The 14,300-nt window shown below is 65.1% G+C and carries 13 protein-coding genes, 1 tRNA gene, 1 other RNA gene and 1 pseudogene; 7 read left to right on the top strand and 9 right to left on the bottom strand.

Annotated features, from left to right (window positions below):
• Positions 1-41 precede the first annotated feature (41 nt).
• Both BLIN9172_RS14065 and ffs read right to left on the bottom strand, forming a co-directional pair.
• A complete protein-coding gene (locus BLIN9172_RS14065; RefSeq protein WP_240812025.1) occupies positions 42-1,550 on the bottom strand; it encodes a L,D-transpeptidase in 1,509 nt (502 codons plus the stop codon).
• Between the two features lie 191 nt (positions 1,551-1,741).
• An RNA gene (gene ffs / locus BLIN9172_RS14060) (signal recognition particle sRNA small type) lies at positions 1,742-1,837 on the bottom strand.
• A gap of 349 nt (positions 1,838-2,186) precedes the next feature.
• On the opposite strand from ffs, the gene BLIN9172_RS14055 reads away from it, so the two are divergent.
• Positions 2,187-2,274 (top strand) — tRNA-Ser (locus tag BLIN9172_RS14055).
• A 342-nt stretch (positions 2,275-2,616) separates the two neighbouring features.
• A pseudogene (sfnG, locus tag BLIN9172_RS14050) lies at positions 2,617-3,529 on the top strand (dimethylsulfone monooxygenase SfnG); the annotation flags it as partial.
• A 43-nt stretch (positions 3,530-3,572) separates the two neighbouring features.
• Here sfnG and BLIN9172_RS14045 read toward each other — a convergent pair.
• From BLIN9172_RS14045 to BLIN9172_RS14035, 3 genes are all read right to left on the bottom strand, one after another.
• Positions 3,573-4,877 carry a SpoIID/LytB domain-containing protein gene (locus tag BLIN9172_RS14045; RefSeq protein ID WP_101555608.1) on the bottom strand — a complete coding sequence of 435 codons (1,305 nt, stop codon included), beginning with the start codon at positions 4,875-4,877 and terminating at the stop codon, positions 3,573-3,575.
• A gap of 157 nt (positions 4,878-5,034) precedes the next feature.
• Positions 5,035-5,568, bottom strand: coding sequence for a type 1 glutamine amidotransferase domain-containing protein (locus tag BLIN9172_RS14040; protein ID WP_101555607.1), 534 nt, complete (start codon positions 5,566-5,568; stop codon positions 5,035-5,037).
• Between the two features lie 270 nt (positions 5,569-5,838).
• Positions 5,839-6,525, bottom strand: a complete 687-nt coding sequence (locus tag BLIN9172_RS14035) for a hypothetical protein (protein WP_101555606.1) — start codon at positions 6,523-6,525, stop codon at positions 5,839-5,841.
• 274 nt (positions 6,526-6,799) lie between these two features.
• Here BLIN9172_RS14035 and BLIN9172_RS14030 point away from each other — a divergent pair, with 274 nt between their 5' ends.
• The 4 genes from BLIN9172_RS14030 to BLIN9172_RS14015 all read left to right on the top strand — a co-directional run bounded on the left by BLIN9172_RS14030 (position 6,800) and on the right by BLIN9172_RS14015 (position 10,377).
• A complete protein-coding gene (locus BLIN9172_RS14030; protein ID WP_101555632.1) occupies positions 6,800-7,207 on the top strand; it encodes a YciI family protein in 408 nt (135 codons plus the stop codon).
• Between the two features lie 24 nt (positions 7,208-7,231).
• Positions 7,232-8,446 carry an RNA polymerase sigma factor gene (locus tag BLIN9172_RS14025; RefSeq protein ID WP_101555605.1) on the top strand — a complete coding sequence of 405 codons (1,215 nt, stop codon included), beginning with the start codon at positions 7,232-7,234 and terminating at the stop codon, positions 8,444-8,446.
• Between the two features lie 181 nt (positions 8,447-8,627).
• Complete coding sequence (locus BLIN9172_RS14020) at positions 8,628-9,698, top strand: FUSC family protein (protein ID WP_101555604.1); 1,071 nt, start codon at positions 8,628-8,630, stop codon at positions 9,696-9,698.
• Positions 9,699-9,711: 13 nt separating this feature from the next.
• Positions 9,712-10,377, top strand: coding sequence for a DNA alkylation repair protein (locus BLIN9172_RS14015; protein WP_101555603.1), 666 nt, complete (start codon positions 9,712-9,714; stop codon positions 10,375-10,377).
• Positions 10,378-10,392: 15 nt separating this feature from the next.
• Here BLIN9172_RS14015 and BLIN9172_RS14010 read toward each other — a convergent pair whose 3' ends face one another.
• From BLIN9172_RS14010 to BLIN9172_RS13995, 4 genes are all read right to left on the bottom strand, one after another.
• A complete protein-coding gene (locus tag BLIN9172_RS14010; RefSeq protein ID WP_101555631.1) occupies positions 10,393-11,802 on the bottom strand; it encodes an amidase in 1,410 nt (469 codons plus the stop codon).
• Between the two features lie 67 nt (positions 11,803-11,869).
• Entirely contained in the window at positions 11,870-12,232 is a 363-nt protein-coding gene (locus tag BLIN9172_RS14005) for a winged helix-turn-helix domain-containing protein (RefSeq protein WP_101555602.1), read from the bottom strand.
• 13 nt (positions 12,233-12,245) lie between these two features.
• The gene (locus tag BLIN9172_RS14000; RefSeq protein ID WP_101555601.1) at positions 12,246-12,668 is read right to left on the bottom strand and encodes a hypothetical protein; all 423 of its coding nucleotides are present in this window, start codon (positions 12,666-12,668) and stop codon (positions 12,246-12,248) included.
• 157 nt (positions 12,669-12,825) lie between these two features.
• Positions 12,826-13,275, bottom strand: coding sequence for a flavodoxin family protein (locus BLIN9172_RS13995; RefSeq protein ID WP_101555600.1), 450 nt, complete (start codon positions 13,273-13,275; stop codon positions 12,826-12,828).
• A gap of 58 nt (positions 13,276-13,333) precedes the next feature.
• Between BLIN9172_RS13995 and BLIN9172_RS13990 the strand changes: the two genes are divergently transcribed.
• Positions 13,334-14,245: a Sir2 family NAD-dependent protein deacetylase gene (locus BLIN9172_RS13990; protein ID WP_101555599.1), complete on the top strand. Its 912-nt coding sequence runs from the start codon at positions 13,334-13,336 to the stop codon at positions 14,243-14,245.
• Positions 14,246-14,300: the final 55 nt, after the last annotated feature.

Below are 14,300 nucleotides of genomic sequence, written 5' to 3'. Positions count from 1 at the left end.
GGCGAAGCAGCAGCCGAATCAGCCGGGCGAGCTGGGCGCTCTCAATCGAGGGCGCTCAGCTTCTTCCATTCATCCCAGGAATAGACCCAGTCCGAGATGTCGCTGTCATTGGTCGACAGGCTCACCTGCGAACCGGTGATCTCGACGGGATCACCGAAGATCGCGGAGTCATAGTATTCCTTCGCCCGTGCGGTGGTGAGGTTGACGCAGCCGTGCGAGACGTTCTGAGAACCCTGCACGCCTGCCGACCAGGGAGCAGCGTGGATGAATTCGCCGTTGTTGTGGATGCGCACAGCCCACTGGACATCGGTCTCGTAGTCCCACTGCTCGGAGGTCATCGTGTAGTCAGCGGCCTTCGACATCACCACGTGCGTGCCGTTGTACGAGGGTGACTTCGGTGCGCCGAGGGAGGCCGGGAAGTCCATGACCGTCTTGCCGTCACGGGTGACGGTCATCCGGTGGGTCTTCACGTCGGCCTTGACGACCTGTTTGCGTCCGATCTCGAAATCAAGGGTGAGATCGTTCCGTCCCACGCTGTTCTCACCCGTCGGCACGTCCTTGAGCGGAACGTCGACGGAGACCTTGGAATGAGCGGGCCAGAACTCCTTCGGACGGAAATGCAGGCGGGACTGCGGATCGTCATAGAGCCAACCCCACGAGCCTTCGACCTCACGCTCCTCGCCGTTTTCGTCGGTGACCTTGACCGAGAGTCGACGTTCCACATCGTCACGGAATTCCTCGGACACGGTGGAACCGAAGTTGAGCATGATGGGGGCCGCGACACCGACCGTCTGGCCATCGGCGAGTGTCGTGCGCACCGACATCGGTGCCCCGTCGCTGGCGCCGACAATGACCGTTGCGTCGAGGTCGACTTCGTCTCCGTCAGCAGCAGTGGCGGTGACCTTCACGGTGTATTCGCTGTCGGCGACGAGGCCGTAGGTCGAGATCCAGGCGGCGGAGTCATCCGGGGCGGAGACCGCTTCGGCATCGTCCTTGCTCTCTGAATCGCTGCCCTTCGACTCTTCCGTGGACTCGTCGTCGCTGGATCCGGATTCGGTGGAGCTCGGTGTCGACGAACCGGCTTGGGCGTCCTCATCTGACTCGAGCGCGGTGCCGGAGGCATCGAAGAATGTGCCGGGATCGTGCGCGATTCGGGGGTGGGCCTCCTCGGTGACGGAGATGTCACTGAGGTCGGCGTTCTCGACGGAGATGCCGATCCGCTGACCGGCTTCCAGATCGATGTCGTCGCCGGATTCGGTCACTTCTCCGAAGTCTCCGGCGCCGGGCATCGCGGCCGCCGCATCGGCGGACTCGCTCGGCTCAGCTGAGGAGGTCGCATCGCTGGGCTGCGAAGACGGCGTCGATTCGGACGCGGATTCTGCTGCCTCGGAGGTGATGGCTCCGACGCGGAACACGGGATCCGCGGCCGCCTCGGCGGTCTTGTTCGCGCCATTGCGGGTCGCGTCGGGATCATCACTCGACGGCGTGCACGCCGTGAGCAAGGCCAGCGCCGAAAGGGCGGCAACGGCCCCTTGGATCTTCGTGGACAACAGGGAAACCTCGTTAGAACACAGGGATGAGAACTGCGAATAATGGTAATGAAGCAAAATCACGAAAGTATTAACGCTTTCGCTTCTTCGCTCCGATTCCGGCGCCCGAAAGGTCGTGGAGGCAGAGCTGACCTGGGCAGATGGGGGAGAGGGGGAGTTGTGGAATTGTGATGTTGGGGAGTTGTTTGGGAATAGAGGACTCCCCGTGCACCCGACAGAGCTCGCTTACCCTTGCTGCCTTCCGGCCCTGGGGGAGTTCACAAGATGACGCCGCACGGGGAGCCGTGATTCAGTCTAGTCGAGAGCGGCCTCGGCGGACAAAACGAGTGGGCGGGGCCACAAGAATACGACAAGGACACTGTTATCCACTCGTGACAGAAACATCATCTGAGCGGGACATTCACTGGATAGTGTGGACGCATCCTCGTTTCCCATCCCTAAGGAACGACGGAAGCATCGAGCGCAGACGGGAGGACGGAGCGCAGCCGTCGGCAGAACGGCATCTCCGCGCCGTCGCCGATTGAACCGCGTGCCGTCGGGCGATGAGGTCGCGTGTTCACCTGCGGGAAGTGGGATGCTTCACACTCGGCCACCGCGATTTCGCATTGTCGTCATGACTCGGATAAGCTGATTCGCGGAGGATTCGCCTAGTGGCCTATGGCGCTCGCCTGGAACGCGGGTTGGGTTAACGCCCTCAGGGGTTCGAATCCCCTATCCTCCGCCACAGAAGTCCCGGTCTCGCAGTTTCTGCGGGCCGGGACTTCGTCGATTCACCGGTTGCGGACCTCCATGACGGTCGCGGGAGGCTCGTATTCGGACATCCCGCACCGATTGTGACAGTTGGCACCATTCGTGCCACCTGCTACCGGTGCTTTCGTATCCCTCGTCGGTGGTGGCTCAACGCACCGGTGCAACGAGGTGGTGTGCCGCCAAGGGTGAGTGATGCGGAGCTGGGTGCAGCGGACGGCAGTTGCCGGAACGCAAATCACATGACGGTTCATGGCGAAGTGCGTCATTGTGACGGCACGCGTCAGCTCGCGAAGTCTGCCCGCCGTGTGTGGTCTGCGGCGCGGCCCAGCAGCACGAATCGACCTCCACGTCACTCGCGCTCGCCTTGGCCACCGAGAAGCTCAAAGGTCATCGCCGCCATCCATCCGGGCATCTGGGAACCGGCCGTGCTCGCGAAGTTCATCCTCACCGCCGACCAGTTCAGCAAGGGCCGAGCTGCGATCAACGTCGTCTCCGGCTGGTTCAAGGACGAATACACCCGCCTCGGCCTGCCGTGGCTCGAACACGGCGAACGCTACCGCCGGTCCGCGGAGTTCATGGACGTCGTCCGCAAGCTCTTCACCGTGGAGAACGTCGAGTACCGCGGCAACTTCTACACCGTCGACGACTTCACCCTCCGCCCCGGCCCCTACCCGGTCGAAGGCCGCCCCCACCCGGAGATCTTCCAAGGCGGAAACTCCTCGGCCGCGCGCATCAACGGCGGCAAGCACGCCGAATGGTACTTCTCCAACGGCAAGGACTTCGACGGATTCCGCGAACAGTACGACGACGTCACCGAGGTGGCCCGCGCCCGCAATCGAAAGGTCCGTTTCGGACTCAACGGGTTCGCCATCGTCCGCGACACCGAAGCCGAAGCTCGCGAACAGCTGCGCGAGATCATCGCCAAAGCCGACGAAGGCGCCGTCGAGGGATTCCGCAAGTCCGTGCAGCAGGCCGGTGCCTCGACTCACGATAAGAAGGGCATGTGGGCGGATTCGAGCTTCGAAGACCTCGTCCAGTACAACGACGGCTTCCGCACCCAGCTCATCGGCACCCCCGAACAGGTCGCCGACCGCATCATCGAATACAAGAAGATCGGCGTCGACCTCATCCTCACCGGCTTCCTCCACTTCCAGGAGGAACTCGAAGCGTTCGGCAAGACCGTCATCCCGATCGTGCACGAGAAGGAAGCCGAACTCGTCAACAGGTGACTGCTCACGTCTGCCGGAGTCTGAACCTGGAGGCGAGGTTCCCTCAGGCCACGCTGAATGACGCGGACCTGAGCTTCAGCTTCGTCCGCAGCTGATCGCCGGTGAGGCTCTCGGTCTTTCCCTTCACCGAGGTGGCTTTCACCGTCTTCACCAGACCCGAGCCGGTCTTCGTCACCGTCACAGACCGGACATCTGCCAGTCCGAAGGCCTTGGCCATATCGGCCTGCTTAGCCGTCACCGACCACGAGGCGTTCGGGTTCTTCGCGGAGGCATACTTCGACGGTGAGTCATCGACGGAGACGAGGTAGGGCACAGCCGAACCCCACACCTCGGCGGCCGAATGCGTCGTCGCCCCGGCCGAAGAGGAGTACACGGCGTCGATGAGGCTGCCCTTGTACGTCACGACTCGCGCGGACTTCACCGTCGGACCGCTCATCGTCTGGGTCGCCGCCACGGCCTTGCGCCACGGACCCGAATCGCCTGCGTTCTCATGAGTCCACCCGAGGAAACGCTGCGAGGCCACTTCGTCGTAGACATTGCAGTCGCATGCGGACTTCGGAGTGCCGAGGGTGCGATAGGCATAGGTGCGGGAGGCGATGGCCTGAGCACGCAGCGCCTCGGACTGCCATGATGCCGGCATCTCGGCGATGCCCGGCAGATATCCGCTGTTGAGACCCACCACGTTGATGACATTGAGCGAGCTCTTCAGCTGCCCGATCTCGATCCGCCCGTGCCGGTAGACGCCGGTCGCCCCGTTCTGTGCACCGCTGACCGACACCGTCGCCGCCGAGGATGACTTCCAATAGCGTGTTCCCTGCCATTCGACGATGAGCTTCGAGGCCGCATAGCTCTTCGACCCGACCTTCGCCTTGACCGAACCGGACGAGGTGGGCTCGACCGTGACCGTCGCCCCCGACTCGACGGTCTTCGACCCGATCTTGACCCTCAGTTTCCCGGACCGGGGAGTGATCGTCACCGACTTCTTCCCGGTCAGCAGCTGCACCCGCAGCCTGTCGTCGGCGTTCTTCGACATCGTCGTGACCTTCGCACCCGTGTAGTAGTGCTGCAGGATCTGCGTCGAGGACTTTCCGGCCGCCGCCATCCCGCGTGCTCCGTACTGGCTCATCCCGACCCCGTGGCCGAAGCCTGACCCCTTGATCGCGAATGACGAGGGCGGCTTCGCTGGCGTCACCTTCGCCCCGGACTTCTTCCACTCCGTCCCGATCGCCCCCGCGGTCGGATACGCGGCGTTCGCGGGGGACGGGGCTGCGAAGAGCGTGAGGAGTAGTCCGATGAGAACGGCCGCGAGGGCAGGAGTCGTCGCCTTGACGAACGGGGAAGCTGGCATGAGTAGATCATAAGCGGGGCTGTCAATACCTCAGGTGTCGAACAGACGAACTCCCCGGAACGATCGTTCCGGGGAGATCGTCGAGGCTTGCCCTGATCGGTTCGACGTTTCCCTCGCCGAGGCGGTTCCGCCTCGGCGAAAGAGGCATCGTTCCAGGTCAGCTGAAGTTATCAGCGATTGCCTTGTTGAAGGCGTCGAGGTCGCCGGGGTCACGGGAGGTGATGAGGTTGCCGTCGACGACCACCTCGGTGTCGGTCCACTCGGCTCCGGCGTTGATGAGGTCGGTCTTCGTCGAGATGAACGACGTCAGCTTCCGTCCCTTGGCCACTCCCGCCTCGGCGAGGATCCACGGCGCATGGCAGATGGCCGCGACCGGTTTGTCGGCGGCGAAGAACGCCTTGACGAGGTTGACTGCGTCCTCATTCAGACGCAGGGCATCGGCGTTGAGAGTGCCGCCGGGCAGGACGAGGGCGTCGAAGTCATCGACCGAGGCCTCGGCGACGGGAACGTCGACGTCGAAGGTCTTCGCGTGCTCCCAATCGCCTTCCATCGCCTGCAGAGTCCCCTCTGAGGGGGAGACGATGACGGTCGTCGCTCCGGCCTCGTCGAGGGCTGTGCGGGGGCTGGTCAGTTCGACCTGCTCGACGCCGCGGGTGAGGAGGAACGCGATCTTCTTGTCCGAGAGTGCCATGATGGTGCTCCTTGTCGGTTGTGATTGGTGAGATTGTCGAATCTGACATGGGCTCGGCTGGCCGAAACCTCGAGGCCGACGCGCAGCCCGGCCGACGCGCAGCCCGGCCGACGCGCAGCCCGGCCGACGCGCACATTGGGCACAACAACGGAAAGTGCAGAGTTGTTCCAGATCGCGACGAACGGATTCCCCTGGCCGGGATGACCAGGGGAATCCGATTCGGGGATGCGAGACCCTCGAGGGGTACGTTTCGCGGGCTCGGCGGACGGCTCAGATGTTCGGGAATTCGAGGCTGTAGCCGATGCCGGACTGCGACGCCGAGGTGATCTTCACAGTGCCGTAGTGATTCGTGCCGGCAGCGGTGACGGTGCAGTTCTGCGAGCCGCTGTGGGAGAAGATGCGCAGGTCGGAGTAGCAGTCGACGGTGTCGACCGTGGTGCCCTGCTTGGCGTAGGCGTTCTTGATGTCCGCCTCGAGAACGTCGGCGGGGATCTTGCCGTTGCCGTCGGCGTCGAGTTCGACTCCGTCTTCGCCGATGCGCGGACCCTGGTAGCCGTTGTCGGTCGTTCCGCTCGACGACGAGGAGCCGTTCGATGACGATCCGTTCGATGTGGAGGAATCGCTCGCCGAGGAGGCGCTGGACGAATCCGTGGATCCGTCGCTGTCGGTGGTGCCGGTGTCGGTGGTGCCGTTATCCGTCGTGCCCGTCGAATCCGGTCCGGTGGAGTCCGAACCGGCGGAGTCCGAGGTGGACTCCGAATCCGCTGCCGGTTCTTCTGCGGTCGTCTCGGTGTTCTCGTCTTGCTCCTGGCTCTGCTGGCCGTCTTGTCCCTGGCCCTGCTCCTGCCCCTGGCCCTCGGGGCCGAAGGTGATATTCATATCGCAGGCCGAGAGCGTCAGGGTCGCGGCGACGGCTCCGGCAACGGTGATGGTCTTGAGAAGTGTCTGTGCCTTCATGATCTGCTCCTGGTCTCGTGTGCAAAAGGCTGTCGGTGTTTCGTACAAGACAAGCCTCTCAGCGCGGAGCCGTGACCTGGGCCGATTCGTGTTCGGATCCGGTGACGCATGTTCCAGGACGGACACGTCGGCCTATTCTGGGACTGTGTTCGGCTTCGGCGCCGAAGAAGATCGAGACTTCTTCGGCGCTGATGTCGAGAACACCTGTCCGGCTGCGTCCCAGACATGTCAGCGAGCACAACCCGTGCGAGCGGCACGAGACAAGGAGACCATCATGGCCAAGTACCTCATGCTCAAGCACTATCGGATGCCGGAGCAGTATTTGGATTACACCCCGATGGATCAGTGGAGTCCCGAGGAGGTCGACGCGCATGTGGCGTACATGAACGCCTTCGCCGACAAGCTCAAGGAATCCGGCGAATTCGTCGACTCCCAGGCGCTCTCGCCCGAGGGCACCTTCGTCCAGTCCGGCGGACCGGGCGAGCCTCCGGTCACCGACGGCCCCTTCCCCGAGTCGAAGGACCTCATCGCCGGCTGGATGGCCATCGACGTCGACAGCTACGACCGCGCCCTCGAACTCGCCGGCGAGCTGTCGGCCGCCCCGGGCAAGGGCGGGGAGCCGATCAACGAATGGCTCGAACTGCGCCCCTTCCTCGACCACGCACCCAGCGTGGACGAGTGAGCAGGGACGCGAACGGAGTCCGCGATGATCGATCCGGATCCCCTCGCCGAGGCGGAGCTGCGTGAGCTCGTCCCCGCCGTGATCGGCATCCTCGTCAGCCGTGGAGCAGACTTCCCGACCGCCGAGGATGCCGTTCAGGACGCGCTCATCGAAGCACTGCGATCGTGGCCTACCGACCCGCCCCGTGACCGACGCGGCTGGCTCGTGACGGTGGCATGGCGGAAGTTCCTCGACACCGTGCGATCCGAAGGATCGCGGATAAAACGCGAGGAACGGGTCATGGCCGCCACCCTCGCCGCACCCGGAACCTCGTCCGAACCCGGGACCGACGGCGTCCCGAACGCCGATGACACCCTCGACCTCTACATCCTCTGCGCCCATCCCGACCTCAGCCCCGCCTCGGCGGTGGCCCTGACCCTGCGGGCGGTGGGTGGACTGACGACGAAGCAGATCGCCGCAGCCTATATGGTGCCCGAGCCGACGATGGCCCAGCGCATCAGCCGCGCCAAGGCCACGATCGCAGGGGCGCGGCTCAACCGACCCGGTGACCTGTCCTCGGTGCTCACCACCCTCTACCTCGTGTTCAACGAAGGTCACTCGGGAGACGTCGACCTCGTCGCCGAGGCGATCCGCCTGACGCGCACGCTTACGTCGATGATCGACTCCGCTGAGGTGGACGGACTGCTCGCCCTCATGCTCCTCCACCACGCCCGCCGCGACGCCCGATTCGGCCCGGACGGCCGACTCATCGCCCTGGCCGATCAGGACCGCACCCTGTGGGATCGACGGCTCATCGTCGAGGGCATTGATCTCCTGCAGGCGGCGCTTGCCCGGGACGAACTCGGCCAATATCAGGCGCAGGCTGCCATCGCGGCTCTCCACGCCGATGCGCAGAACGTCGAGGACACCGACTGGGTGCAGATCGTTCAGTGGTACGACGAACTGCTGTCCCTGCGCGATACACCGATCGTGCGACTCAACCGGGCCGTGGCCGTCGGGGAGGCCGACGGGCCGGCGGCGGGCCTGACCGAACTGCGGGGCCTGGACGAGAGCCTGCCGCGCTACTTCGCCGTCGAAGCGCACCTGCGCGAACGGGCAGGAGAGCCGCAGGCGGCCGCCGACCTCTACGCTCGGGCCGCCGAACGCGCCGGCAGCCTCGCCGAACGTGACCATCTCAACCGGCAGGCGGCACGCGTTCGGTCGGGACAGGATGACCGCATTCGGCCTCGTCGACGGTGACGGTGGTGTTCACGGTCTCGGTCGGCCGCCTCGGCGAGCGAGGTTGATCACTCCTGTCGGCAGATGACATCGAAGTGCAGCTGCGGCGGACTACGATCGAAGGGAGCCGTCGGCTCATCATCCCATCTCAGCGATCCCGTCACCGGGGTCCGTTCCCGATGCCGAAAGAGGCCGAACCCGTTTGAGCCACCTGCAGGAGTTCTTCCGCATCCCACCGGGCGAACGCGACCATATCCCCGCGTCCCGCATCGCCCTGGGAGTCGCCATCCCGCTCCTCGTGTTGCTCGGAATCGACCGCCTCGACCTCGCCGTCTATGCCGCCTTCGGCGCATTCACCGGCATCTACGCGCGCTTCGAATCCCCACGATCGCGGACCAGACGCCAGTCGATCGCGGCCGCCGTCCTCGTCGTCTGCGTGGGCATCGGGGCCCTGCTCAGCAGCCTCGGAGCCTCGGTGTGGGTGCTCGTCGTCATCACTTCGCTCGTGTCTGGCGCGGGTGCGGCCATCGCCCTGCGCTTCCGGCTCAAACCCGGCGGGTCGATCTTCTTCATCTTCGCCACCGGAGCCGTCGGATCCATTCCGAGCGGCGCATCGGTGCCGGTGGCAATGGGTGTGGCGGCCGCCTCGGCGCTGGTGTGCATCGGTCTCGGAGCGCTTGCCCACTTAGCCGGGGAACGCATGCCTCCGGAGAAGGAGACCTATGTTCGGGTGGGGCTGTCGCCGGTGGGCAAGGCTGATCTGGTAGCCCATGCCGCCCGATTCACGATCGCCCCGTTCATCGCCGGAGTTCTGGGCACCCTGCTCATCGATGTGCTGCCGCTTCTGTCCCACAGCTATTGGGCGATGGTCGCGGCGGTCGCCCCGATCACGCCGCCCGGCCGCTCGGCCCGTCTCAAGCGCGGCGTCCAGCGTGTGGTCGGAACCCTGCTGGGCGTGATCGTCACCGCGTTCCTGCTGTCGTTCCCCACCGAGGCGTGGCAGTTGGTCGTGTGGGTGATCCTGCTGCAGTTCCTCGCCGAGATCTACGTGCTGCGCAACTATTCGGTGGCGCTGCTCTTCATCACACCGCTGGCCCTGCTCATGACTCAGATCGGCGCCCCGCACCAGGTTCCGGAGCTGCTGGCCTCCCGCGCCATCGAAACCGTCATCGGTGCCGCCGTCGGCATGATCGTCGTCATCGTCGGCTTCAGCAATGCGAAGAAGACACACACCGAACTCGATGCCTCACCTCATGTTGATGCTGACGACTGATCGAGAGGACACCATGACCACCAGCACCGAAGTGCTCGCCACTCTGGCCTCGCTCGAGGATGAGAAGATCCGTGCCGTCAACGCCCGCCACGGCGACGACCACGCGGTCAACCTCACGAAGCTGCGGGCCGTGGCGAAAGACCTGAAGAAGAAGGATGACCTCGCCGCTGGACGCTGGGCGACGGGAGACACCGCGGCCCGCCTCGTCGCAATTCTCATCATGCGCCCGAAGGCCTGGAGTCAAGCACAGCTCGATGAGATGCTGCGTGACTCCCGAGTCCCGAAGGTCCACGGGTGGCTGGTCAATTACATCGTCAAGAAGTCGCCCCACGCCGAGGCGCTGCGCCGGGACTGGATGGACGATCCGGACCCGGTGGTTGCCTCCGCCGGATGGGCATTGACGAGCGAGCGGGTGAACCGGAAACCCGATGGCCTCGAACTGTCCGGACTGTTGGACACAATCGAAGCGGAGATGGCGCAGGCACCCGAACGTCTGCAGTGGGCGATGAACGAGACGCTGTCCTATATCGGCATCGAGAACCCGGACCTGCGGAACCGGGCCATCGACATCGGAGAGCGCCTCGGCGTGCTCCGCGACTACCCGACTTCGCCCGGCTGCACCTCACCCTTCGCCCCGACCTGGATCACGGAGATGGTGGCCCGCAGCGCGGCGAAGTGAGCTGCGGTGCTGCGTCTACAACTCGGGGTGGCGGGTGTGGAAGTCCGTGACCTGCTGGAAGGCGTGACCGGCGGCCAGAACGTGCGCCTCCTGGAAGTCACCGCCGACGAACTGGGCTGCCAGGGGAGTGCCCCGTTCGGTGAACCCTGCGGGCGGAGTGATCGACGGCATTCCGCAGTTGTCGATCGGTGCCGTCGGCACGGTGACCGCGGCGAACAGCTTCTGGTCGGAACCCAGGTTCGCCATCTGCGCGATCGTCGGTGAGCCGACGCCGATTCCCGGCAGCAGGAGCAGATCGATATCGGCCATGAGGGTGCGCATTCGGCCGGTGAAGTCTCTCCGCGATTCGAGCAGCCGGTGGTAGTCGATGGCGGAGAGTCCGCGCCCGATCTCGATGAGACCGGACAGGTCGGGACCGTATTCGTCCGCCCGGGCCGTGTACGTCTCCGAGTGGACACCGGCGGTCTCGACCGCGCACAGAGCAGTCCATTCCTTGGCCGCGGCCTCAAATCCGGGAGTCTCGACCTCGAGCACCCGCCAGCCCAGGTCGGTCACCGTTTCGATGGTGTCCTCGAGCATCGCATTCGTCGCGGCGTCGAAGTGCTCTTCGGCCAGCTTGCGGTCGAAACCGACGACCGGGGCGCGGTCGACGCGCAACGTCTGCGGGTAGTCCGGTACCGGTTCGAGCGACGAGGTGGGATCGGCCGGATCGTGACCGGCGATGGCCCGTAGCACGATCGCGGCATCACGGGAGCTGCGGGTCATCGGCCCGATGTGATCGAGGCTGGGGGCGAGTGCGAAGATGCCGTGGCGGGAGACCCGGCCCCAGGTCGGCTTGAGCCCAGTGACGCCATTGGCCGAGGACGGAAGGCGGATCGATCCGCCGGTGTCCGAGCCGAGAGCGGCGAAGCAGAGACCGGCTGCAGTGGCCACACCGGACCCCGAGGAGGACACCCCTGACCAGGCGTCGGCATCCCACGGGTTGACCGGGGTCGGCAGGTCGGGATGGTGACCGGCGAACGCCCCCTCGGTCAGACGCAGTTTGCCGAGGATGACGGCTCCGGCGGTTCGCAGTCGAGCGACGACGGTGGCATCGTAATCTGGTCGGAAGTCGGCATGGATCGTGGTACCTGCACCGGTCGGTGCGTCGTGGGTGTTCGCAAGATCCTTCACCGCCACGGGGACACCGTGCAGATCGCCGAGCCAGTTCCCGCGGGACAGGAGCGCATCGGCGCGGTCGGCCTCGGCGAGGGCGGATTCAGTCATGACCGTGGCGAAGGCCTGGAGCCGGGGTTCGAGGTCGGCGATGCGTTCGAGCATCGCTTCGGTGACCTCGCGCGAGGTCAGCTGCCTGGTCCGAATGAGTGTTGAGACTTCGTGGAGTTCGAGGAACGGGATCTCGGTGCTCGTCGGTGTGGTCATCATGCCTCCCAGCATCGGTTTCCCTCACCCTAGCCGATCTTCTCACCAGGGGGAATAGTGATTTCCAGGGCTATGCTCCGGCCAGTTCCCGCAGTGCTTGGATGTGCGCCTCGAGTCGTCTGCTCCCGTTTTTGCTGATCGAGACCCAGGTGCGCGGGCGTTTGCCCACGTACCCTTTCTTCACCTCGACCATTCCGGCCTTCTCGAGTGCGGTGATGTGCCGGGAGAGCACGGAATCGGAGACGCCGAGACTGTCGCGCAGCAGTTTGAACTCGGCTCTGTCCCGGTTCTTCAGGCTCGAGACGATGCCGAGCCGCGTGGGGTTGTTGAGCTCCGGTTCGAGGCGGGTCAGAGAGTCGCCGAGGTGGGGGATCGTTTCGTCTTCGGTGTACGCGTCCTCTGGTTCGGTTGCGGAGTTCTGTTTCGCAGTCATCGTCGGTCCCTCCTCAGCGGCGCAGGGCCAGCAGGGAGAAGACCGGGGCGGCGACCCACAGCAGTCCTGCGGCGATGAACGGGATCGGACCGCTGGCTGCGAACGAATCGGCCATGACGCCGGCGATGAAGGCGACGATGATGACGCCCAGCCATGTCAGCAGCAGGGCCGTGGAGCGGCGGCTCCAGGACAGGGCCTTGGCGAGGTAGACGACCAGGGCGGGAATGATCCAGCTCAGTCCGGCTCCGGCGATGATCAGCTGGGTGGTGTTGTCGTCGATGATGCCGATGGCCATGAGTCCGACGGAGAGCCCGGCAGAGAGGACGAAGAGCAGTGTGACCAGCGGCCACGCATCGCCGCTGCGCGCCTGGGACTGGTTCGCTTCGACCTGGTTGAGAAGATCTGCAGCCTGGTGTGGGGTGGGGTCGGCGTTCATGTCGGTTCCTCTGATTGGGGGTTGCTCTGTGGAAGTAATTCCACAGTACCAACTACTTTCCATATTGGAAAGTACTTTCACCGCAAACTTCCCCGTTGCTACCTGACGGCGGCCCAGCAACCTCGCGCGAGGTTGCTGGGCCGCCGTCAGGTAGCAATTAGGGGGTGGAGACTGCGACTGTGGCGGCTAACTCCGTGGCCCTTTCGAGATGCTCGTCCGTGACCTCGCCGGTGACGATTAGGGGATCGAAAGCGAGCTTCCAGTCCAGGCCGGTCGTGATCTGCTTCATCGCGGTCTCGGCCCCGGTCGTGTCATAGCCGCCGTGGATCCAATAGGAGAACGGCCTGCCGGCGGTCGGCTCGCGCACCGCGTCATAGGTGGTGTCGAAGAAGTGCTTGAGGGCACCGGAGATATAGCCGAAGTTCGCGGTCGTGCCCAGCACATAGGCGTCGGCGGCGAGCACATCCTCGACGCTCGCCTCCAGCGCCGGGCGGACCGTGACGTCGATGTCGCCGAGCTCGGGCATGCGCAGTCCGGATTCGGCCGCCTCGGCGATCCGTACCGTCGCAGCGGACGGGGAATGATGAACGAGCAGAACGTTGACCATGGCCCCACCCTAGCCCCGCCCGGTGCCTTCCGTCAGCCCTCATGTCTACAGTGGAGCCATGGCAGTCATCTTCGACCCCCTGCGCGGACGTGTGCGTCCGGACGCCAGCCACTCCGATGCCGAGATCATCGACGTCCTCACCAGGCAGCATGCGAATGCGGACTGGGCGGTGCTGACAGGCGCGGGAATGAGCACGGACTCCGGCGTCCCCGACTACCGCGGACCCGATTCCCCGCCGCGGAAGCCGATGACGATCCAGACCTTCCTCTCCCACCCCGATCAGCGCGCCAGGTACTGGGCGCGGTCATGGACGGGCTGGCCGCGGATGCGCGGCACCCGACCCAATCGGGCCCACCTCGCCCTGGCCGAGCTGCCGGTGGCCGGGATCATCACCCAGAATGTCGATGGCCTCCACCAATCCGCCGCCGAGGCGGTCGCCGCCGAACGCGGAAACGATTCCGGAGCGCCGGCGCCGAGTCCCGTCATCGATCTCCACGGCAGCCTCGACCGGGTGATCTGCCTGAAGAACGGCCACCTGTTCGACCGTGATCTCGTGCAGCGGAGACTGAGTGAGCTCAACCCGGATTTCGCCGAGGAAGTCGGCATCGACCCGATCGACGTCGAAACCGCACCCGATGGCGACGTCGAACTCGAGGACACCGCCGGTTTCATCGTCCCCGACTGCCCCGAATGCGGCGGACTGCTCAAACCCGATGTCGTCTACTTCGGTGATTCCGTCCCCGCGGCCACGGTCCAACAGGCCAATCGGATCGCTGACGAGGCCGCCGGCATCGTGGTGCTCGGTTCCTCTCTGGCGGTGCTGTCCGGTCTGCGATTCGTCAGGACGGCGGCAAAAGAGGGCAAACCCGTCGTCATCGTCACCGACGGGCCGACCCGCGGTGACGAGCTCGCCGATTACCGGTCGATCTCCCGCGTCGCCGACTTCGTCACGACCTGGGCCCGCCGGTGAAGTGACAGGCCGGCGAAGCGACCGTGCGGTGAGATGACGAAGCGTCCAGGCGAGT

It is taken from the genome of Brevibacterium linens ATCC 9172, assembly GCF_900169165.1.
In the GTDB taxonomy this organism is placed as follows: Bacteria; Actinomycetota; Actinomycetes; order Actinomycetales; family Brevibacteriaceae; genus Brevibacterium; species Brevibacterium linens.
Note: the sequence above shows the minus strand (reverse complement) of the source record. Positions and strands in the feature narration are given on the sequence as shown.

What these genes read in the sequence shown, in the direction of transcription:
- BLIN9172_RS13995 (WP_101555600.1), bottom strand. Translation starts at nt 13,275, where the DNA reads ATGGTCAACGTTCTGCTCGTTCATCATTCCCCGTCCGCTGCGACGGTA.
- BLIN9172_RS14015 (WP_101555603.1), top strand. Translation starts at nt 9,712, where the DNA reads ATGACCACCAGCACCGAAGTGCTCGCCACTCTGGCCTCGCTCGAGGAT.
- BLIN9172_RS14000 (WP_101555601.1), bottom strand. Translation starts at nt 12,668, where the DNA reads ATGAACGCCGACCCCACCCCACACCAGGCTGCAGATCTTCTCAACCAG.
- BLIN9172_RS13990 (WP_101555599.1), top strand. Translation starts at nt 13,334, where the DNA reads ATGGCAGTCATCTTCGACCCCCTGCGCGGACGTGTGCGTCCGGACGCC.
- BLIN9172_RS14040 (WP_101555607.1), bottom strand. Translation starts at nt 5,568, where the DNA reads ATGGCACTCTCGGACAAGAAGATCGCGTTCCTCCTCACCCGCGGCGTC.
- BLIN9172_RS14035 (WP_101555606.1), bottom strand. Translation starts at nt 6,525, where the DNA reads ATGAAGGCACAGACACTTCTCAAGACCATCACCGTTGCCGGAGCCGTC.
- BLIN9172_RS14045 (WP_101555608.1), bottom strand. Translation starts at nt 4,877, where the DNA reads ATGCCAGCTTCCCCGTTCGTCAAGGCGACGACTCCTGCCCTCGCGGCC.
- BLIN9172_RS14025 (WP_101555605.1), top strand. Translation starts at nt 7,232, where the DNA reads ATGATCGATCCGGATCCCCTCGCCGAGGCGGAGCTGCGTGAGCTCGTC.
- BLIN9172_RS14010 (WP_101555631.1), bottom strand. Translation starts at nt 11,802, where the DNA reads ATGATGACCACACCGACGAGCACCGAGATCCCGTTCCTCGAACTCCAC.
- BLIN9172_RS14030 (WP_101555632.1), top strand. Translation starts at nt 6,800, where the DNA reads ATGGCCAAGTACCTCATGCTCAAGCACTATCGGATGCCGGAGCAGTAT.
- BLIN9172_RS14005 (WP_101555602.1), bottom strand. Translation starts at nt 12,232, where the DNA reads ATGACTGCGAAACAGAACTCCGCAACCGAACCAGAGGACGCGTACACC.